This window comes from Streptomyces sp. NBC_00448 (assembly GCF_036014115.1).
In the GTDB taxonomy this organism is placed as follows: domain Bacteria; phylum Actinomycetota; class Actinomycetes; order Streptomycetales; family Streptomycetaceae; genus Actinacidiphila.
Window position 1 is genome coordinate 4,297,511 of record NZ_CP107913.1, and the last position, 16,141, is coordinate 4,313,651.

General features: G+C 73.7%; 14 protein-coding genes and 1 riboswitch. Of the genes, 7 read left to right on the forward strand and 7 right to left on the reverse strand.

Annotated elements, in window-relative coordinates:
- The first annotated feature begins 27 nt into the window (after positions 1-27).
- From trmB to OG370_RS18125, 5 genes are all read left to right on the forward strand, one after another.
- On the forward strand, positions 28-750 hold the full coding sequence (trmB, locus tag OG370_RS18105) for a tRNA (guanosine(46)-N7)-methyltransferase TrmB (RefSeq protein WP_328474213.1): 723 nt from the start codon (positions 28-30) through the stop codon (positions 748-750).
- A 65-nt stretch (positions 751-815) separates the two neighbouring features.
- On the forward strand, positions 816-2,300 hold the full coding sequence (locus OG370_RS18110; RefSeq protein ID WP_328465523.1) for a PrsW family intramembrane metalloprotease: 1,485 nt from the start codon (positions 816-818) through the stop codon (positions 2,298-2,300).
- Positions 2,301-2,656: 356 nt separating this feature from the next.
- Complete coding sequence (locus OG370_RS18115; RefSeq protein ID WP_328465525.1) at positions 2,657-3,544, forward strand: hypothetical protein; 888 nt, start codon at positions 2,657-2,659, stop codon at positions 3,542-3,544.
- 91 nt (positions 3,545-3,635) lie between these two features.
- Positions 3,636-4,559, forward strand: a complete 924-nt coding sequence (locus tag OG370_RS18120) for a helix-turn-helix transcriptional regulator (RefSeq protein WP_328465527.1) — start codon at positions 3,636-3,638, stop codon at positions 4,557-4,559.
- Positions 4,560-4,662: 103 nt separating this feature from the next.
- Positions 4,663-5,655 (forward strand): MBL fold metallo-hydrolase, encoded by a 993-nt coding sequence (locus OG370_RS18125; protein ID WP_328465529.1) that lies wholly within the window; start codon positions 4,663-4,665, stop codon positions 5,653-5,655.
- A gap of 182 nt (positions 5,656-5,837) precedes the next feature.
- On the opposite strand, the gene OG370_RS18130 is transcribed toward OG370_RS18125, so the two are convergent.
- A complete protein-coding gene (locus OG370_RS18130) occupies positions 5,838-6,938 on the reverse strand; it encodes a M23 family metallopeptidase (RefSeq protein WP_328465531.1) in 1,101 nt (366 codons plus the stop codon).
- Between the two features lie 12 nt (positions 6,939-6,950).
- Positions 6,951-7,088, reverse strand: a riboswitch (cyclic di-AMP (ydaO/yuaA leader).
- 394 nt (positions 7,089-7,482) lie between these two features.
- On the opposite strand from OG370_RS18130, the gene OG370_RS18135 reads away from it, so the two are divergent.
- A complete protein-coding gene (locus tag OG370_RS18135) occupies positions 7,483-8,109 on the forward strand; it encodes an N-acetylmuramoyl-L-alanine amidase (RefSeq protein ID WP_328465533.1) in 627 nt (208 codons plus the stop codon).
- 7 nt (positions 8,110-8,116) lie between these two features.
- Here OG370_RS18135 and OG370_RS18140 read toward each other — a convergent pair whose 3' ends face one another.
- The 6 genes from OG370_RS18140 to OG370_RS18165 all read right to left on the reverse strand — a co-directional run bounded on the left by OG370_RS18140 (position 8,117) and on the right by OG370_RS18165 (position 15,419).
- On the reverse strand, positions 8,117-9,691 hold the full coding sequence (locus tag OG370_RS18140; RefSeq protein ID WP_328465535.1) for a (Fe-S)-binding protein: 1,575 nt from the start codon (positions 9,689-9,691) through the stop codon (positions 8,117-8,119).
- Positions 9,692-9,887: 196 nt separating this feature from the next.
- Positions 9,888-11,267 carry an FAD-binding oxidoreductase gene (locus tag OG370_RS18145; protein WP_328465537.1) on the reverse strand — a complete coding sequence of 460 codons (1,380 nt, stop codon included), beginning with the start codon at positions 11,265-11,267 and terminating at the stop codon, positions 9,888-9,890.
- Between the two features lies 1 nt (position 11,268).
- On the reverse strand, positions 11,269-12,792 hold the full coding sequence (locus OG370_RS18150; RefSeq protein WP_328465538.1) for an FAD-linked oxidase C-terminal domain-containing protein: 1,524 nt from the start codon (positions 12,790-12,792) through the stop codon (positions 11,269-11,271).
- 284 nt (positions 12,793-13,076) lie between these two features.
- Entirely contained in the window at positions 13,077-13,613 is a 537-nt protein-coding gene (locus tag OG370_RS18155; protein WP_328465540.1) for a hypothetical protein, read from the reverse strand.
- A 131-nt stretch (positions 13,614-13,744) separates the two neighbouring features.
- Positions 13,745-14,698, reverse strand: coding sequence for an MBL fold metallo-hydrolase (locus OG370_RS18160; RefSeq protein ID WP_328465543.1), 954 nt, complete (start codon positions 14,696-14,698; stop codon positions 13,745-13,747).
- Entirely contained in the window at positions 14,682-15,419 is a 738-nt protein-coding gene (locus tag OG370_RS18165) for an ArsR/SmtB family transcription factor (RefSeq protein ID WP_328465545.1), read from the reverse strand. The genes OG370_RS18160 and OG370_RS18165 overlap by 17 nt, the downstream gene beginning before the upstream one ends.
- 239 nt (positions 15,420-15,658) lie before the next feature.
- Here OG370_RS18165 and OG370_RS18170 point away from each other — a divergent pair, with 239 nt between their 5' ends.
- Positions 15,659-16,078 (forward strand): hypothetical protein, encoded by a 420-nt coding sequence (locus OG370_RS18170; RefSeq protein ID WP_328465547.1) that lies wholly within the window; start codon positions 15,659-15,661, stop codon positions 16,076-16,078.
- Positions 16,079-16,141: the final 63 nt, after the last annotated feature.

The window sequence follows — 16,141 nt, forward strand, 5'->3', positions numbered from 1 at the left end:
TCCACCCCCGCACCCGCCCCCGCCGCGATGTTCCCGTCCGGGCCCGCGCCCGATCCGGCCGGGTCGCGCGGCGAGCACCGCATCCGCAGCTTCCACGCGCGGCGCGGTCGGCTCACCAAGGCGCAGGCGGCGGCGATCGACCGGCACTGGGCGCGCTGGGGCGTGGAACTGGACGGCTCCCCGCTGGACCCGGCCGGGCTGTTCCCCGCCGTCGGCGGCGCCCGCCTCCCGGTCGTCGTCGAGATCGGCTTCGGCATGGGCGACGCGACCGCCGCGATGGCCGCCACCGATCCCGCGACCGGCATCCTCGCCGTCGACGTGCACACCCCCGGCCAGGGCAACCTCCTCGCCCTCGCCGACCGCGGCGGGCTGACGAACATACGGGTGGCCAACGGCGACGCGATCGTGCTGCTGCGCGACATGCTGCCGCCCGCCTCGCTGGACGGGCTGCGGGTCTACTTCCCCGACCCGTGGCCGAAGGCCAAGCACCACAAACGGCGGCTGATCCAGCCGGAGTTCCTGGCCCTGGTCACCCCGCTGCTGCGGCCCGGCGCGGTGGTGCACTGCGCCACCGACTGGGAGCCGTACGCCGACCAGATGCTGGACGTGCTGACCGCCGCACCAGGTCTGGCGAACCTGCACGGCGACGGGTTCGCGCCGCGCCCGGAGTTCCGGCCGATGACGAAGTTCGAACGGACCGGGCTGGCGAAGGGCCACGTGGTGCGCGACCTGCTGTTCGTCCGTACCTGAGCGCGTGCGGGGGCCGGGTTGTCCCGTACTCTCGCGCGGCGCCGTCCCGCCCCCGTACTGTCGTCATGGTGACGACGTTTTCGTACCCTTCCGCGCCTGACTCCCCCACCGGGGACGACCCGGCACGGGAGCCCACCACGGTGCACTACGGGCCGCGGCGCGCCTTCTGGGAGAGCCGGGCGGTGCGGACGGGTGCGCTGTTCACCGCGCTCGCGGTGTGCGGAGTGGTCATCCTGGCGGTGGTGCGGCACCACATCGGCACCGAACCGTTCCTGGTGGGCATGGCCCTGGCGCTGCTGCCGGTGCCGCTGATCGTCTGGGCGTACCTGTGGTTCGACCACGTGGCGCCCAGCCCCTGGCAGAACATCGTCTTCGCCTTCTCCTGGGGCGCGTGCGCGGCCACGCTGGTGGCGATCTTCGCCAACGAGTACGGCGCGAAGCTGCTCGCCACGGCGTTCTCCGCGACCCAGACGCAGTCCGACCAGTGGGGGGCCACGTTCGTCGCGCCGCTGGTCGAGGAGACCGCCAAGGGCAGCGCGCTGCTGCTGCTCTTCCTCTTCCGGCGCCGCCACATCGAGTCGCTGCTCGACGGGATCGTACTCGCCGGACTGACCGCGACCGGCTTCGCCTTCACCGAGAACATCCTCTACCTCGGCACCGCCTTCGACCAGGACAAGGCGCTGGGCGGCGACGGGATCGGCACCACCGTGGCCACGTTCATCGTCCGGGTGCTGATGACGCCGTTCGCGCACCCGCTGTTCACGTCGATGACCGGGATCGGCTTCGCGCTGGCGGCCACGATGCGGCCGGGGATGCGCTGGCGGTGGCGGTGGGTGCCGCCGGTCTGCGGCTGGCTGATGGCGATGGTGCTGCACGGCTCGTGGAACGGCAGTTCCGAGCTGTCCCCGATCGGCTTCCTGACGACGTACGTGTCGGTGATGGTGCCGGTGTTCGGGCTGGTGCTGTGGCTGGCGTTCTGGTCGCGGTCCAACGAGTTGCGGACGATCCGCCGGCACCTGCCGCCGTACGCCGCCGCGGGCTGGCTGGCGGTGGGCGAGCCGAACGCGCTGGGCACCATGCGGATACGCGCGGAGGCCAAGCGCGAGGCGAAGCGGCTGGTGGGCGAGCAGGCCGCCCGGGCGGTCCGCGACTACATCGCGTTCGCCACCCACCTCGCGTTCCTGCGCGCGGCCGCCGAACGCGGCGCCCCCGAGCCCGACTTCGCCGCACGCGAGGCCGAACTCCTCTCCCACCTGTGGCACCGCCGGGCGCTGGCACAGCCGGCCCTGGCCCACGCGGTGGCACTGGACCAGCCGGTGACCCCGCAGTGGCCGCCGCGGATTCCGCCGCCCCGCGCGGGGCAGTGGGGCCCGCCCGCGCAGTTCCCGACGTGGCCGCCGCAGCCTCCGCAACCGTACGGTTCGGCGCCGCAGTACGGTTCGGCGCCGCCGTACGACTCACCGCCGCCATACGACTCACCGCCGCCGTACGGCCCTCCGCAGGCGTACGACCCGACGCAGCCGGCGCGGCACGTACCGAAGCATCTCTAGGCCCTCCGGCCGTACTTGAGGGGCGCTGCGGGCGCCCAGGGGACCGGTCGGTGCGCCGGTCGCATGACGTTGCGCACCGTACCTCCCACCTCACCCCTGATGCACCCTTTCGGGTGATTGATTTCCTGGACGGATTCGGCCTGGAAATCCAGTGATGCTGCTGTAACACTCTGTGCCGGATGGGTCGTTTCTCGGCCCAGGGGGGCTCCTACGCGTCGGGGGACGCCGATCGCGGCGCGCGGCGAGCCAGGGAGGTCGGTCTGGCGATGAAGTCCGAACAACCGGCGGGCGTGGCGACGCAAGAGCCGCACGCGCCCCCGTATGTCGGCTACACGGCGGGGGGCGCAGGGATGGGCATGGGAACGGGAACCGGAGCAGGTACGGGCACGGGCACAGGTACGGGTGCGGGCACAGGTACGGATCAGGGGGCCGGTGGGCTGCCGGAGCGGGTGCAGGTCACGGTGGACCAGTTCAGCGGGCCGCACGCCGGGGAGTTGGTGCTGCGCGAACTGGCGGCCGCGGTGCGGCGATCCGCGGACACGCTCCACCAGGACCTGCCGCCGCTGGACCGGGCCGAGCTGGAATGGCGGTTGGAGGCCGACGCGGCGCTCGCCCGGCGCGGTGTCCGGGTCCGGGCGGTGTACTCGCGCGCGGTGCTCGGCGAGCCCGTACGCGCCCGTTTCCTGCAGGAGTTGTCCGACGCGGGCGTCATCGTCCGGGTGATCGACCATGTCGCGCACGACATGCTGATCTTCGACCGGCACACCGTCTGCCTGCCGGCGAGCGACCGGCCCGCGCCGCGTGCCGGGTACGGCCCGGCGGGGCCGGACGCCCTGGACGGCGCGCCCGGCGCTTCCCGCTCCCCCGACGCGCCCGACACTCCCGACGGGCCCAACGGGTCCGAACCGCCCGGCCCTTCGCTGCTCCGCGTCCGCGGCTCGGCCCTGGTCCGCTCCTTCACCGCGATCCACGAGTCGTACTGGCAGCGCGCCACTCCGCTGCCGCTCGCCGGCGCCGGGTTGCGGCATGCCGCGCTCGGCGAGTTGGAGCGGGCGGTGATCCGGCTGATGACGAGCGGCTACGGCGACGACCGGATCGCCCGCAAACTCCGCATCGAGCGGCAGGCGGTGGAGGATGTGATGGCCGCGCTGATGGAACGCCTGGGCGCCGGCAGCCGTTTCGAGGTCGGGTACAAGCTGGCCCGCGCGCTCGATCCGTCCGAGCTGTCGCCCGGACACGGATGACGGCCGCCTGCCGCCCGGCCGGAGCGCGGGCCGACCGGGACGGCCCGAGCGCCGCAGCGGGCGGGCCGAACTCTGCAAGGGAGAAGTGTCGTTGAACGACCGTCAGGCCATGCGGAACCTGCTCGCCCGAGCCCGCGCCCGACAGGACCCGGCCGCGCTCGGGCTGGCGCCACGCGCCGAACCGCGCGGCCGCAAGGTCGAGGGCCTGACCCACGAGCACATGACGCGGCTGCTCGGCTGGCCCGAGCACAAGTACGGCTATGTCGAGCGCGGCCGGCTCGCGGTCATCGACACCGAGATCCTCGAACCGATCGCCCGGATACTGTGCCTGACCGAACAGGAGTGGGAGTCGCTGGTGTTGTACGCCACCGGCACCCCGCCCGCCTTCCCGCTCGATCCGCAGGTCGGCCGTTCCGTCCCCCGGCCGTGGCGGCGGGTGCTGGCCGGCAGCCGGGACATCGCGTACGTCAGCGACGCGGCATGGGACCTGGTCGCGTACAACTCCGCGTTCGCCCGGCTGTTCACGCCGCACGGCGTGCCGGGCAACGTGATGCGGTGGATGCTGCTCGCCCCGGCGGCCCGGGTCACCCTCGCCGACTGGGCGAACAGCTGGCTGCCGCTGCTCGTACCGCAGTTACGAGCGGCGGCCACCGCCCGCCCGAACGACACGACGCTCCAACGGCTGATCGCCGACATCCGGCGCGACCCGGTGGTGGGACCGTGCTACGACGCCCCGACCACGGAGTACCTCCAGCCGCGTGCGGAGGGGGCGCGGCCGCTGCTGCACCCCGAACTCGGCCCGGGCTGGGCGACGATGTGCGCGGCCGGGCCGTTCGGAGTGCCGGGCGGACGGCTGATGTTCGTACTCTTCGACCCGGGCGAGCGGCCGCGGCCGCAGGAGCCGATGCACGCTCCCGCGACGACGGGTCCGGTGGACCTCGACACAGGTCCTGACTCCGGTCCTGGCCCCTACGCAGGTCCTGGTTCCGATCCTGGTCCCGGTTCCGTAGGTTGAGCCCGGTTCCGTAGGTTGAGCCCGCGCCCGCGCGCGGCTCCGTACCCGGCGACGACCATCCCCGCGATTGCCTTCCGCCACGACATCAGCAGACTGGGACGACATGAGCATCGAACCACCGCGCAGCCTGAGGGCGTTGACGCCCGCGGTCCACGCATGGCTGCCCGACGGCCACGACACCTGGGGCCTGGCCAACTGCATCCTGATCACCGACCAGGACAGCGCGCTCCTGGTCGACACCCCCTACACCACGGACCTGACGCGACACCTCCTGAACCTCACCGCCGAGGTACTCCCGCCGGGCGTCGCCATCACCACGGTCGTCAACACCCATGGCAACGGCGACCATTCGTACGGCAACGGGGTGTTCACGGCGGCCGGGGCGGAGGTGGTCAGCACCGACGCCAACAGCGAGCACCTGTGCAAGGAGCCGAGCCCGGCCCAACTCGCCCGCCTGGTGGCGGAGAGCGACCCGGACACGCCGCTCGGCGCGTACCTCCACCGGCACTTCAGCCGCTACGGCGACTTCGGGGTGAGCGAGGCCGTGCCGCCGACCCGCACCTTCAACGGTCGACTCGACCTCGCAGTCGGCGGTGTGGCGGTCGAGTTGATCGAGGTCGGTCCCGCGCACACGGCCGGCGACCTGATCGTCAACCTGCCCGGCGAGGGCGTGGTCTGCTCCGGCGACGTCATCTTCTGCGAGGACCACCCGGTGCACTGGGCCGGGCCGCTCGACGAGATCCACCGGGCGGTCCAGCGGGTGCTGGCGTGCGAACCGCGCATCATCGTGCCCGGGCACGGTCCCGTCATGACGCCCGCGGACGTGGCCGCCAACGCGGAGTACCTGCTCCGGATCCGCGACCGTATCCACGCCTCCCACGCGGCCGGCCATCCGCTCGCCCAGGCCGCGGCCGAGCTGATCGCCGCCGAGACCAACCCCCGCTGGGGGCTCACCGAGCGGCTCGCCATCCTCACCGCGCTCGAGTACCGCGTCCTGGACGCCGACACGTCCCCGGTCGACATGATCTCCCTGGTCGACCTCGCCGCCCGCCACGCGGCACCGGCCCCGCAGACCGCCAAGTCGCCTGCGCTGTGACGGACTCCCCCGCGTCCCCGGTCAGGGGCGCGGGGAACGGTCCGAGCACGGCGCGCCGCCAAAGCCGACGGCCCCGGCGCCGGGGGGGTGGTCGCCAGGGCCGCCGGGGCGGTGGGGCCGGTCATACGGAAGGAACGCGGGGTCGCCGGGCTCCGCTCGTCCGCTCGACGCGGGCAGCCTCGCTAGACGGTGACGTCGTGCGCGCGCAGCCAGGGCAGCGGGTCCACGGGGGCGCCGCCGTCGGGGCGGACCTCCAAGTGGAGGTGCGGCGCGGGCACGTTGCCGGTCGCGCCGACCCGGCCGATCGTGTCGCCGGTGGTGACCCGGCCGTCGGTGACGACCATGGTCGACAGGTGGCAGTACCTCAACTCGGTGCCGTCGTCGAGGGTGAGGACGACCCGGTAGCCGTCGCTGCCGGCCCAGCCCGCGGAGGTGACGGTGCCGCCGTGCACGGCGTGCACGGGGGTGCCGGTCGGCGCGGTGAAGTCCTGCCCGTTGTGCAGGTTGGCCCAGGGGTCGGTCTCGCCGAAACCCGCGCCGAGCGCGGCGCAGGCGACCGGCTTGATGTAGGAGGCGGCCAGCCGGGCGAGGCGCTCGGCCTCGGCGCGGGCCGCCGCGGCGGCTTCCTCGCGGGCCTTCTCCTCGGCCGCGGCCTTCGCCGCGGCGACCTGCTCGCGCACCTTGCGCTCGGCGGCCTCGCGGGCGGCCTGCTCGGCCGCCACCTTCTCGACCGCTTCGCGCTCGGCGCGGGCCGTGGCCTCGCGCTGGGCGGCGACCTGGCCGAGGATGCGGGCACACAGCGCCTCGCCGGGATCGGCGGGGGCGGTCCCGGCGTCGCCGGTCCGGCCGGTCGCGGTGGTGTCGGCGATCTCGGGTTCGGCAACGGGCCGCGGCAGCAGCGTCGTTGCCTCGGCCTGCGCGGGAGCGGGGGCGATCGGCTCGGCCGGAGCGGGGGCCGGTGCGGGTGCCGGGGCCGGCGCCGCGGGCACGGTCAGCGCCGTCGGGTCGTACGTCGGCAGGCCGGCGAGCGCGGCGCCACCCGGTCCGGCGTCCGGCAGCGGGTACGGCGCGGGGCGCCCGGCGGGCTCGACGGCCGGCGCGGGGGCCAGGCCCGCCGCTCCGGCACCGGCGAACGCGGCGAACGCGGGAGCCGGGACGCTGGAAGTGCCGCTGGCAGCAAGGGCGTTGGCCCGCTGACGCGGAAGTCGGAAATCTTCCCGCTCCTGGCCGGCGATGTCGCCGTCAGGCCGGGCGGGGGCGTAGGCAAGCTGGTCGGACGCCACGACGGGCGCTCTCCTTTCCTTCCCTCTCGCCTACCGGGTTAGCTGACGGGTTCGGAGGAAGAAGGTCTCCTACGGGCCTGACTACTGCCCGATTCACCCCATTTTCACGGGTCCCCGGTTCCCGCGGACGGGATTCGGCAAGCGCGCGGTCCGCCGTCCTGGCGGCGGCGGTGACGACCGCGCTGCGTTATCGAACGTTAATAGAGCCGGAGGCGTTTTCCAAGCCGAATCGGAGAGTTGGGCATGGGAACAAAACGCGCAGGGTATAGGGAGAGTAGGCAAATCGGTCAGGCGATGTGGCCGGGCGGTGATGTGAGCGTGCATCAGTCGTTATCCGAACGGGGGCCAGTGTGATTACTTTGCGTGAGTGGGCGAACTCGGCGCGCAGGCGGCTGCGCGGGGCCGTGCGGCAGGTCCGCCAATGGCGTGGACCTCTGCCATTGCGCGAACCGCTTGGCAGGCCAAGGACCCGGGCCCCACGATGGGCGAGCCCGATGTTCTTGTCATGGACTCGACCACCTCGCGACCTCTCAGGGAGCCCGCCATGGAACGCCCCAGCAGCCCCCGACTCCCCCACACCCGAAGGTCCTTGCTGCGCGGCGGCCTCGCGCTGGGTGCCGCCGCGGGCGCCGCGTTCGCCGGCGAGCTGTGGACCGGCAGCGGCCGTGCCGCGGCGGCGGCCACCGTCGACTACCCCGGCGCCACCTGGGCTCCGGCCAGCACCGCCAACTACACGGCGTCCAACCGCCCTTCCACCTACGCGATCGACATGGTCGTCATCCACGTCACCCAGGAGACCTTCGCCGACACCATCACCCTCTTCCAGGACCCCGCCCACGCCGCCACGGCGCACTACGTGGTGCGCTCGGCCGACGGCGCCATCGACCAGTGCGTCCGCGAGCATGACGTGGCCTGGCACGCCGGCAACTGGGACTACAACACCCGCAGCATCGGCATCGAGCACGAAGGCTGGGTCGACGACGCGTCCTGGTTCACCGACGCGATGTACCACTCCTCCGCCGCCCTCACCGCCGAGATCTGCGACAAGTACGGCATCCCGAAGGACCGTCAGCACATCATCGGCCATGTCGAGGTGCCGGGCACCGACCACACCGACCCGGGCCCGAACTGGGACTGGGTGCGCTACATCCGCCTGGTCAACGGCGGCTGACCGCCACTCAGCTCTCTGCTTCGGCCTCTGCCTCGGCCCTCGGCCGGGGCCGGCGCGGCACGGGCAGGGGGGTGCCGGGGCCGTCCAGGGCGTCGGCGAGGAGGCGTTCGGCGGGGATGCCGCGGATCGCCGCGTCCAGCACCTGCACGGTGTGGGCGACCGGCATCCGCTCGCCCATCCCGGCGAGGGTGCCGGCCACCTGCATCCAGCAGCCCGGGTTGGCGGTGACCATCAGCCGGGCGCCGGTGGACAGCACCGCGCGTGCCTTGCGCTCGCCCAGCTCCCGGGCCGGTTCGGGGTGCAGCAGGTTGTATGTCCCCGCGCTGCCGCAGCAGATCTCCGGCTCCGGCAGCTCGCGCAGCTGCACGCCGGGAACCCCGCGCAGCAGCCGGCGCGGCTGGTCGCGGACGGACTGGGCGTGCGCGAGGTGGCAGGCGTCCTGGTAGGCGACGGTGAGCGGCAGCGGGTGGCGCGGGGCGAGCGGGCCGATCTCGTCGAGGAGTTCGGTGATGTCGCGGACCCTGGCCGCCAGCGCCTCGGCCCGTGCCGGCCAGTCGCCGCCCTCGTCGCGCAGCAGGTGGCCGTACTCCTTGAGCTGGGAGCCGCAGCCGGCCGCGTTGACCACCACGGCGTCCACGTCCGCTGCCTCGAAGGTCTCGATGACGTGCCGGGCGAACCGCACCGCCTCCGGGAGCCGCCCGGCGTGCGCGGACAGCGCCCCGCAGCAGCCCTGCCGGCGCGGCGCCACCACATCGCAGCCCTCGGCGGACAGCACCCTCACGGTGGCGGCGTTCACGTCGGGGAAGAAGGTGCCCTGGACGCAGCCGGTGAGCAGGCCGACCGTACGACGGCGGGTGCCGGTCGCCGGCGACCGCTCGGGCAGCGCGGGCGACGGTCCCAGTTTCGGTGCCAGCGCCTCCATCGCCCGCAGCACCGCGGGGAGTCGGCGCAGCAGCCCGACCCGGGCGAGCAGGCCGCGCAGACCCGAGGACTGGTAGGCGCGCAGGGGGCCGCGCAGGGCGCGCAGCCGGCGGGGGTAGGGGAAGAGGCCGTAGACCAGCGCGCGGATCAGCCGCTCCCGGCGCGGGCGGGTCGTACGGCGCTCCAGCTGCCCCCGGGTGGCCTCGATCAGCTTGTCGTACTGCACCCCCGACGGGCACGCGGTCATGCACGCCATGCAGCCCAGGCACTGGTCGAGGTGGCGCACGGCGGTCGCGTCGAGCAGGTCGCCCTCCAGGCCGCCCTTGATGAGGTCGATCCGGCCGCGCGGGCTGTCCATCTCCTCGCCCCACAGGACGTAGGTGGGGCAGGTCGGCAGGCAGAAGCCGCAGTGCACGCAGTCGCCGGCGAGTGCGGCGTCCGGCGGGTTGCACCCGTCGAACGCGCCCCCGGGCAGCCCGAACCCGGGCATGCCGAGGCCGACCGTCGCCGCGTCAGCGCTGGCCGCGACGGTGGCTCCGAGCGGTGCCGGAGGGACGGGTGGCGGGGAGGCGGGCCGCGGCGCTTCAGGTTGGGGCGCGTCCGGCTGCGGCGGACCGGGCTGCGCGGGGTCCGGGTTCCCGGGCGGCGAGGCGGCGGTCATCGCGGTCCTCCCGGCAACGGCCCCGCCGCGTTCCACGGCGAGTTCACGGGCGCTGCTGACGCCGGCTCTGCTGCGGCGGGCCCCGTCGTCACCCGGTCCGTGACATCTCGTGCGCCGGGTGGTGGGCACGGAGAAGTCGGCGGCATCGCTGGCCGGTGGGGGTGATTCGGGAGGGTGGAGCGCGAGGCGGGGGTCATCAGAGTCCTCCCAGAAGGCGCCCCGGGGACAGGCGCCGGGCGGGGTCGAAGCGGTCCTTGACGCGGGTCATCAGGGTGAAGGCGTCGCCGGGCGGCCCCCAGTGGTCGAGCGCCGGGCGGAGGGCGGGGTCGGCGGCGAGCACCACGGCCGAGCCGTCGTAGGGGGCGACGGCGGCGCGCAAGGCGGCGAGGTCGGTTGCGGCGGGCACAGCCGCGTACGCCACGCCCACCGCGGCCGAAGCCGTGCCGGACGCGCCCGGTGGCAGCGCGTCGAGCACGTGCGGGAGGGCGGCGGGCGCGAACGCCAGCCGCAGCACCAGCGGTCCGGTCGGCCGTGCGCCGAACCACGCGGGCGGGGCGTCGCCGACCTCCACGGCCAGGCCGCCGGCTTCGCCGGCCAGCAGTTCCGCGCAGCGGGTCGCCTGGTCGTGGACCGAGGCCGGGATGCTCTCGAAGAGGGCCACGAGTTCGCCGGTGGTGGCCGACGCGCCGCGCCGCCAGCACAGTTCGAGGGCGGTCGGGGTGAGGGTGGAGCGGGCCACGAGGGCGGCGAGCCGGCCGGCCCGCGCGCTGCCGTCCAGCCGGGCGGTGACCGTCGCGGCGGCCGGCGGCAGCGGGTGCAGCCGCCAGGTGGTGGAGGCGATGACGCCGAGGCCGCCGTGGGCACCGGTGTGGAGCTTGCCGAGGTCGTAGCCGGCGACGTTCTTGACCACTTTTCCGCCGGAGCGGGCGACGGTTCCGTCGGCGAGCACCACGGTGACGCCGATCAGCAGGTCGCGCACGGTGCCGTAGCGCAGCCGGCGCGGCCCGGAGGCGTTGGCGGCCACGACGCCGCCCAGCGTGGCGCCCTCCTCAGGCGGGTCGAGGGCCAGCATCTGCCCGTGCGCGGCGAGTTGGCGTTGCAAGGCGGCCAGCGGCACGCCCGCCTCCGCGACGACCACCAGGTCCCCGGGGGCGTACTCGGTGATCCGGTCCAGCGCGCTGGTGCGCAGCAGCAGGTCGCAGGAGGTGGCGGGCGCGGCCCATCCGGTCTTGGTGCCGGCGCCAACGGGGACGAGGGTGCCGCTGGTGGACCGCAGCAGGTCGGCCAGCTCACCGACGGAGCCGGGCTGGGTCGAGGCAGGCCGGGCCGAGCCGGGCTGGGTCGAGCCGGGCTGGGTCGAGGCAGGCGCGGCGGAACCCGGGTCCCACGACCCCGGCTCACCCGAACTCGGCTCACCCGAACTCGGCTCACGCGAACTCGGCTCACCCGAGCCCGCCAGGTCCGAACTCGGCTCGCCCGAACTCCCCCCGCCCGAACTCCCCCCGCCCGAACTCGACCCACCTGGGCCCGGCTCACCCGAAAACGGCTCACCCGCAGCGGAATTGGCCCCGCTCACCTCAGAACACCTCGCCCAGCGCCGCGTCACGGCCCTCGTCCTCGGCCGCCGTCCGTACCCCCGGCCGTTCCCCGCACAGCCGCGGGGTGGGGAACTGCTTGCCGGGATTGGCCAGCCCGGCCGGGTCGAAGGCGCAGCGCAGCCGGTGCATGGTGTCGAGGTCGTCCGCGCTGAACTGTGTGGTCATCTTGGACTTCTTCTCCACCCCGACGCCGTGCTCGCCGGTGATCGACCCGCCGGAGGCCACGCACAGGTCGAGGATGGCGAACCCTAGCTGCTCGGCGGCGTGTGCGGCGCCCTCGACCTTGTCGTCGAAGAGGATCAGCGGGTGCAGGTTCCCGTCGCCGGCATGGAAGACGTTCGCCACGCGGATGCCCGCCGCGTCCGCCAACCTCCTCACCTCGTCGAGGACTTCGGGGAGCTTGGTGCGCGGGATCACGCCGTCCTGCACGTAGTACGCGGGACTGATCCGGCCGACCGCGGCGAACGCGGACTTGCGGCCCTTCCACATCAGCGCGCGTTCCTCCGCGTCCCGGGCGATGCGGGTCTCGAAGGCGTGCCGGGCGGTGGCGATCCGTTCGACCTGGCGGAACTGCTCGTCCACCTCCACCCGGGGGCCGTCGAGTTCGATGACGAGGACGGCGACCGCGCCGCGCGGATAACCGCAGCGCACCGCCGCCTCGGCGGCCTCGATCGCGAGGGCGTCCATCATCTCCACGGCCGCCGGCAGGATGCCCTCGGCGATGATGTCGCTGACGGTGCCGGCCGCGTCCGCGACGCTGTGGAAGCCGACCAGCATGGTCTGCACCGACTCCGGCGCCTGGACGGTGCGGACGGTGACCTCGGTCGCGATACCGAGGGTGCCCTCACTGCCGACGAAGGCGCCCAGCAGATCGAAGCCGGGGTGCTCGGGGGCGGTGCCGCCGAGGTGCACCACCTCCCCGTCGGGCAGCACCACTTCGGCGCCCATGACGTGGTTGACGGTGAAGCCGTACTTCAGGCAGTGCGCGCCCCCGGCGTTCTCCGCGACGTTGCCGCCGATCGAGCAGACCTGCTGGGAGGACGGATCGGGCGCGTACGCCTGGCCGTACGGCGCGGCCTCGCGGGTCACCCACAGGTTGATCACGCCGGGTTCGACCACCACCCGGGCGTTGTCGGGGTCGACGGAGCGTACGGCCCGCAGCCGGGAGAGCACGATGAGGACGCCGTCGGCCACCGGCACCGCGCCCCCGGACAGCCCGGTGCCCGAGCCGCGTGCGACGAACGGCACGCCCGCCTCGGCGCACAGCCGTACCGCCGCGACGACGTCCTCGCGCCGCTCGGCGAGCACCACGACCGAGGGACGGACCCGTACGGTGGCCAGCCCGTCGCATTCGTAGGTGCGCAGTTGGGCGGGGTCGGTCAGCACCTTCGCGGCGCCGACGGCGGCACGGAGCCGGCCGGCGAGCCCGCTCGCCCGCGCGGCGCTCGATGCGCCCGCCGGGTGCGGGAGGGCGGCGTGGACGGTCCAGCGAGTTGACGACACGGATTCCACCAGTCGGTAGGTTCCTATCGAATGGTGGAAACGATGCGCGTGCCGTCGTCGGCATGTCAAGACCACCGCGCCCGCGGACCCTCCCCTCACACCCGAGCGGCGGCGCCTGTCCGGCAGGCGCGACCGGCCGCGCTGCGCGGGGGCGACCGCGGCGGAACGGGCCGTTCGTACGATGCGAGGGCCGGCCGTACCCGAGGGGGGACCCGCGTCCGCGACCGCGCCCTGCCCACGGCCGCGCCCCCGCCGCGCCTCCGTGGACGCGGCTGCGGCAGAGGTCACTTGAGGCTCTGGGCCGCCAGTGCGTAGTCCTGCGCCTGGGCGGGGGTGAGCACTTGGGAAACGCGGATCAGCGAGGTGCCGACGTAGTAGTGGTACTCGCCGGCGCTCGCGGAGCCCTGGGCCCCGGTCTCGATCGCCTTGGCGCGGGCGTGCGCCTGCGCGGAGGTCGCGAACGTCTCGACGCTGCCGCCGCGCACGATCGCGTCGGACTTGGTGCCCTCGACATCGGCGGGCTGGACCCGGGAGTCGGAGAACGCCACCTTGGACAGGTAGCCGTGTGTCTTGCCGAGCAGGTGGTCCGGGTCGGTCGCCGCCGTGTAGACGACCGTCGTCGTCATGGTGGACACGCTCTGCTCCAGCGTCGACGCGACCTGCTCCGCCGACGTCAGCCCGACCGCGACCGGCTGCTGCGACGTCGCCGCCGTGCTCCCCCCGCCGCCACCCGACGAGCACCCCGTGAGCAGCACGCAGGCGGCGATCACCGCCACGGCAGCGCAGGTACCGGTGGTGCGGAAGGTGGTGCGGATGCGCATGTTTCCCCCAGATCGGGACGCGAGGGGCACACCGTAACGCCGCCGTTCCGGTTTCCGGGAGCCCCGGGAAGGCATCCGGTCAGTCAAGACCTGATAACGGGCACGGCAGCTCCCGCTGGTCCCGCCGTCGATCAGCCGCGCAGGGGTGCGGCCAGCGCCTTGCGGAGCCGAGCGCGAGCGAGCAGCCTGCGGGTCTCGCGCTTGCCGGGCTCGTGGTAGATCACGAAGTCGTCGAACCGGTGCACGCCGGGCCGGTCGGCGACGGAGACGGCCGCGTCGCGCACCGCGACGAGTTGCCCGACGGTCATCGCGAGAGCCCGCTCGTCCGGCTGGAAGGTGGCGCCGAGCGGGTAGTCGCGGCCGGGTCGGCGCTTCATCTCGACGTGGCAGCCCACCACATGGCTGATCCGACGCGCCTGGGCGAACTCCACCATCCGCCGCACCGTCGCGAGGAAGGCCGGGAAGTCGGCGACATAGAGCCGGCCCGGGAGAACGGTGTCACCGGTGAACAGGATGCCGGTCCAGCGGTCGTGGAAGGTGACGGACGACTCGTGGTGGCCGGGCGTGCCCAGCACGTCGAGCACGCGGCCACCCAGGTCGAAGTCGACCTGCCCGGTGGGCCAGCTCTCTCCGAAGCCGAAGAAGTCCCGTACCGCGTCCGCCTCCTTCGGCACCACCCTGGTCGCCGGGCGGTCGGCGAACTGGGAGTCCCCGGCCACATGGTCGCCGTGCGCATGGGTGTGTGCCACCACCAGTTCGTACCCCTCGCGCGGGTGCGCGGCCAGCCACTCGTCGATCAGCCCGTCCACGGTCGCGCGCAGCGGGAACAGCTCCGGGTCCGCGGTGGCGCCGGAGTCCAGCAGCAGCGCCCGCTCGTTGCCGAAGAGGAGGAAGACGAAGGGCGCCTCGTAGTTCACCGCCTTGCTCTGGCGCAGCACCAGCGTGTGCTCGTCGTACCGGTGCACCTGGATATGCGGTTCCCGCTGCCATCGGGTGCGCACCCCATGTATCCAGTCCACGTCGAGCGTGCCGGCCACCGGTGCGGCGGTCTCGAAGTCGATGTCGGTGTCACCTGTCGTGGCCATCGCTGTCCCCTCCCGTCATGTCCGCCCGTGCCGCCGCGGAAGCGGCGGCCGAATCCCCGCCCCGGCCCTCGGACGCCCCCGCGGGCACGCCCTCGACCGGATCACCCGTCATCCAGTCCAAGGCCCCGACCGGAGTCGCGGCCATGAAGTACCGCACGAGCCGTCGCTCCGACGACGCCCCGCCGCCCGCCGCCGCGTCGCCGACCTCGACCCCCGGCTCCCCGCGCGCCTCCGCCCGGGCGAGGTAGGGCCGCAGCAGTTCCTGCCACTTCCGCTCTAGCTCCGGCATGTCGTCCGCGGAGACGACCGCGAGCGCGCTCACCACGCCGGCCTTCCCCCGCCACTGCGGGCTCTCCTCGCTCCGGCGCTCCGCGTACCCGAGGATCGCCGCCATCTCCCGCTCCACCACGGTCCGTTCCAGCTGTCGTCCGATCGCCTCCGCCGCGGCCGTGTCCGCCCCGGCCACATCGACCCGCATTTCCCTGCTCCCCTCGACCAGCCGCCACCTCCGCTCCCGCCGGTCCTCCCCCGGCTCCGCCTCCTCCACGAAGCCGTACTTGCCGAGCTGCCGCAGGTGGAACGAGCAGTTGGCCTGCGGCACGCCCAGCGCCCGCCCGCACCAGGCCGCCGTCGCCGACTCCACCATCGACAGCACTTCCAGCAGATCCAGCCGCAGCGGATGCGCCAGCGCCCGCATCGCCTTGGGATCATTGAGCTTCATACCCCAAAGGATACTTTGGCATTCGCTACTGTCAACGCTTTCTTTGGTATCTCCCCCGATCGGCCCAAGCCGGACCCGCCGAACCGCGCCGGACCACGTCGGACCACCTCGGACCAAGCCGGACCGATCCGGCCCAGCAGGCCCAAGCCGACCCACACCGGTGGGAGGTGGTGCGGAGAAGCTGTCACAGCACGGTCACAGCGACGGGCACGCGCCCCCAGGTGCGGCAAGGTGACGGCATGCGTACCCGAATCGCCGCCGCGGCCGTGGCCGCCGCCGCACTCGCCACGTTCTGCGCGACCGCGTGCTCGTCCAGCAGCGACGACAAGAAGGCGTCCGGCAAGGCCACCACCGCGGCGCCGAACACGACGGGTTCGGCCGGCCCGAGCACCGGCGCGGCCGTGCCCCGCCCCCCGGCGCCGAGTGGTGTGAACCGGCAGACCTACCTGGCCGCCCTGAAGGCGATCGACCCGTCGCTGGCGGCCGACCCCAACCAGGTGATCGACCAGGGCCGCACCCAGTGCACCGAGATCAACGGCGACTCGCAGACCGCCGACCACCTGGCCGCCGAGCGGTTCGGCAGCCCCGGCCACCCGCTGACCGACGCGCAGGGCGCGGCGATCGACGCGGCACTCAAACTGACCGTCTGCAAGAGCTGACCGCCCGCGCCGACCCAGTAACCACCGACCGCCGAAAGGTAACCGGCCATCGGCCACCGGCAA

What these genes read in the sequence shown, in the direction of transcription:
- trmB (WP_328474213.1), top strand. Translation starts at nt 28, where the DNA reads ATGTTCCCGTCCGGGCCCGCGCCCGATCCGGCCGGGTCGCGCGGCGAG.
- OG370_RS18110 (WP_328465523.1), top strand. Translation starts at nt 816, where the DNA reads ATGGTGACGACGTTTTCGTACCCTTCCGCGCCTGACTCCCCCACCGGG.
- OG370_RS18115 (WP_328465525.1), top strand. Translation starts at nt 2,657, where the DNA reads ATGGGAACGGGAACCGGAGCAGGTACGGGCACGGGCACAGGTACGGGT.
- OG370_RS18125 (WP_328465529.1), top strand. Translation starts at nt 4,663, where the DNA reads ATGAGCATCGAACCACCGCGCAGCCTGAGGGCGTTGACGCCCGCGGTC.
- OG370_RS18135 (WP_328465533.1), top strand. Translation starts at nt 7,483, where the DNA reads ATGGAACGCCCCAGCAGCCCCCGACTCCCCCACACCCGAAGGTCCTTG.
- OG370_RS18140 (WP_328465535.1), bottom strand. Translation starts at nt 9,691, where the DNA reads ATGACCGCCGCCTCGCCGCCCGGGAACCCGGACCCCGCGCAGCCCGGT.
- OG370_RS18155 (WP_328465540.1), bottom strand. Translation starts at nt 13,613, where the DNA reads ATGCGCATCCGCACCACCTTCCGCACCACCGGTACCTGCGCTGCCGTG.
- OG370_RS18160 (WP_328465543.1), bottom strand. Translation starts at nt 14,698, where the DNA reads ATGGCCACGACAGGTGACACCGACATCGACTTCGAGACCGCCGCACCG.
- OG370_RS18165 (WP_328465545.1), bottom strand. Translation starts at nt 15,419, where the DNA reads ATGAAGCTCAATGATCCCAAGGCGATGCGGGCGCTGGCGCATCCGCTG.
- OG370_RS18170 (WP_328465547.1), top strand. Translation starts at nt 15,659, where the DNA reads ATGCGTACCCGAATCGCCGCCGCGGCCGTGGCCGCCGCCGCACTCGCC.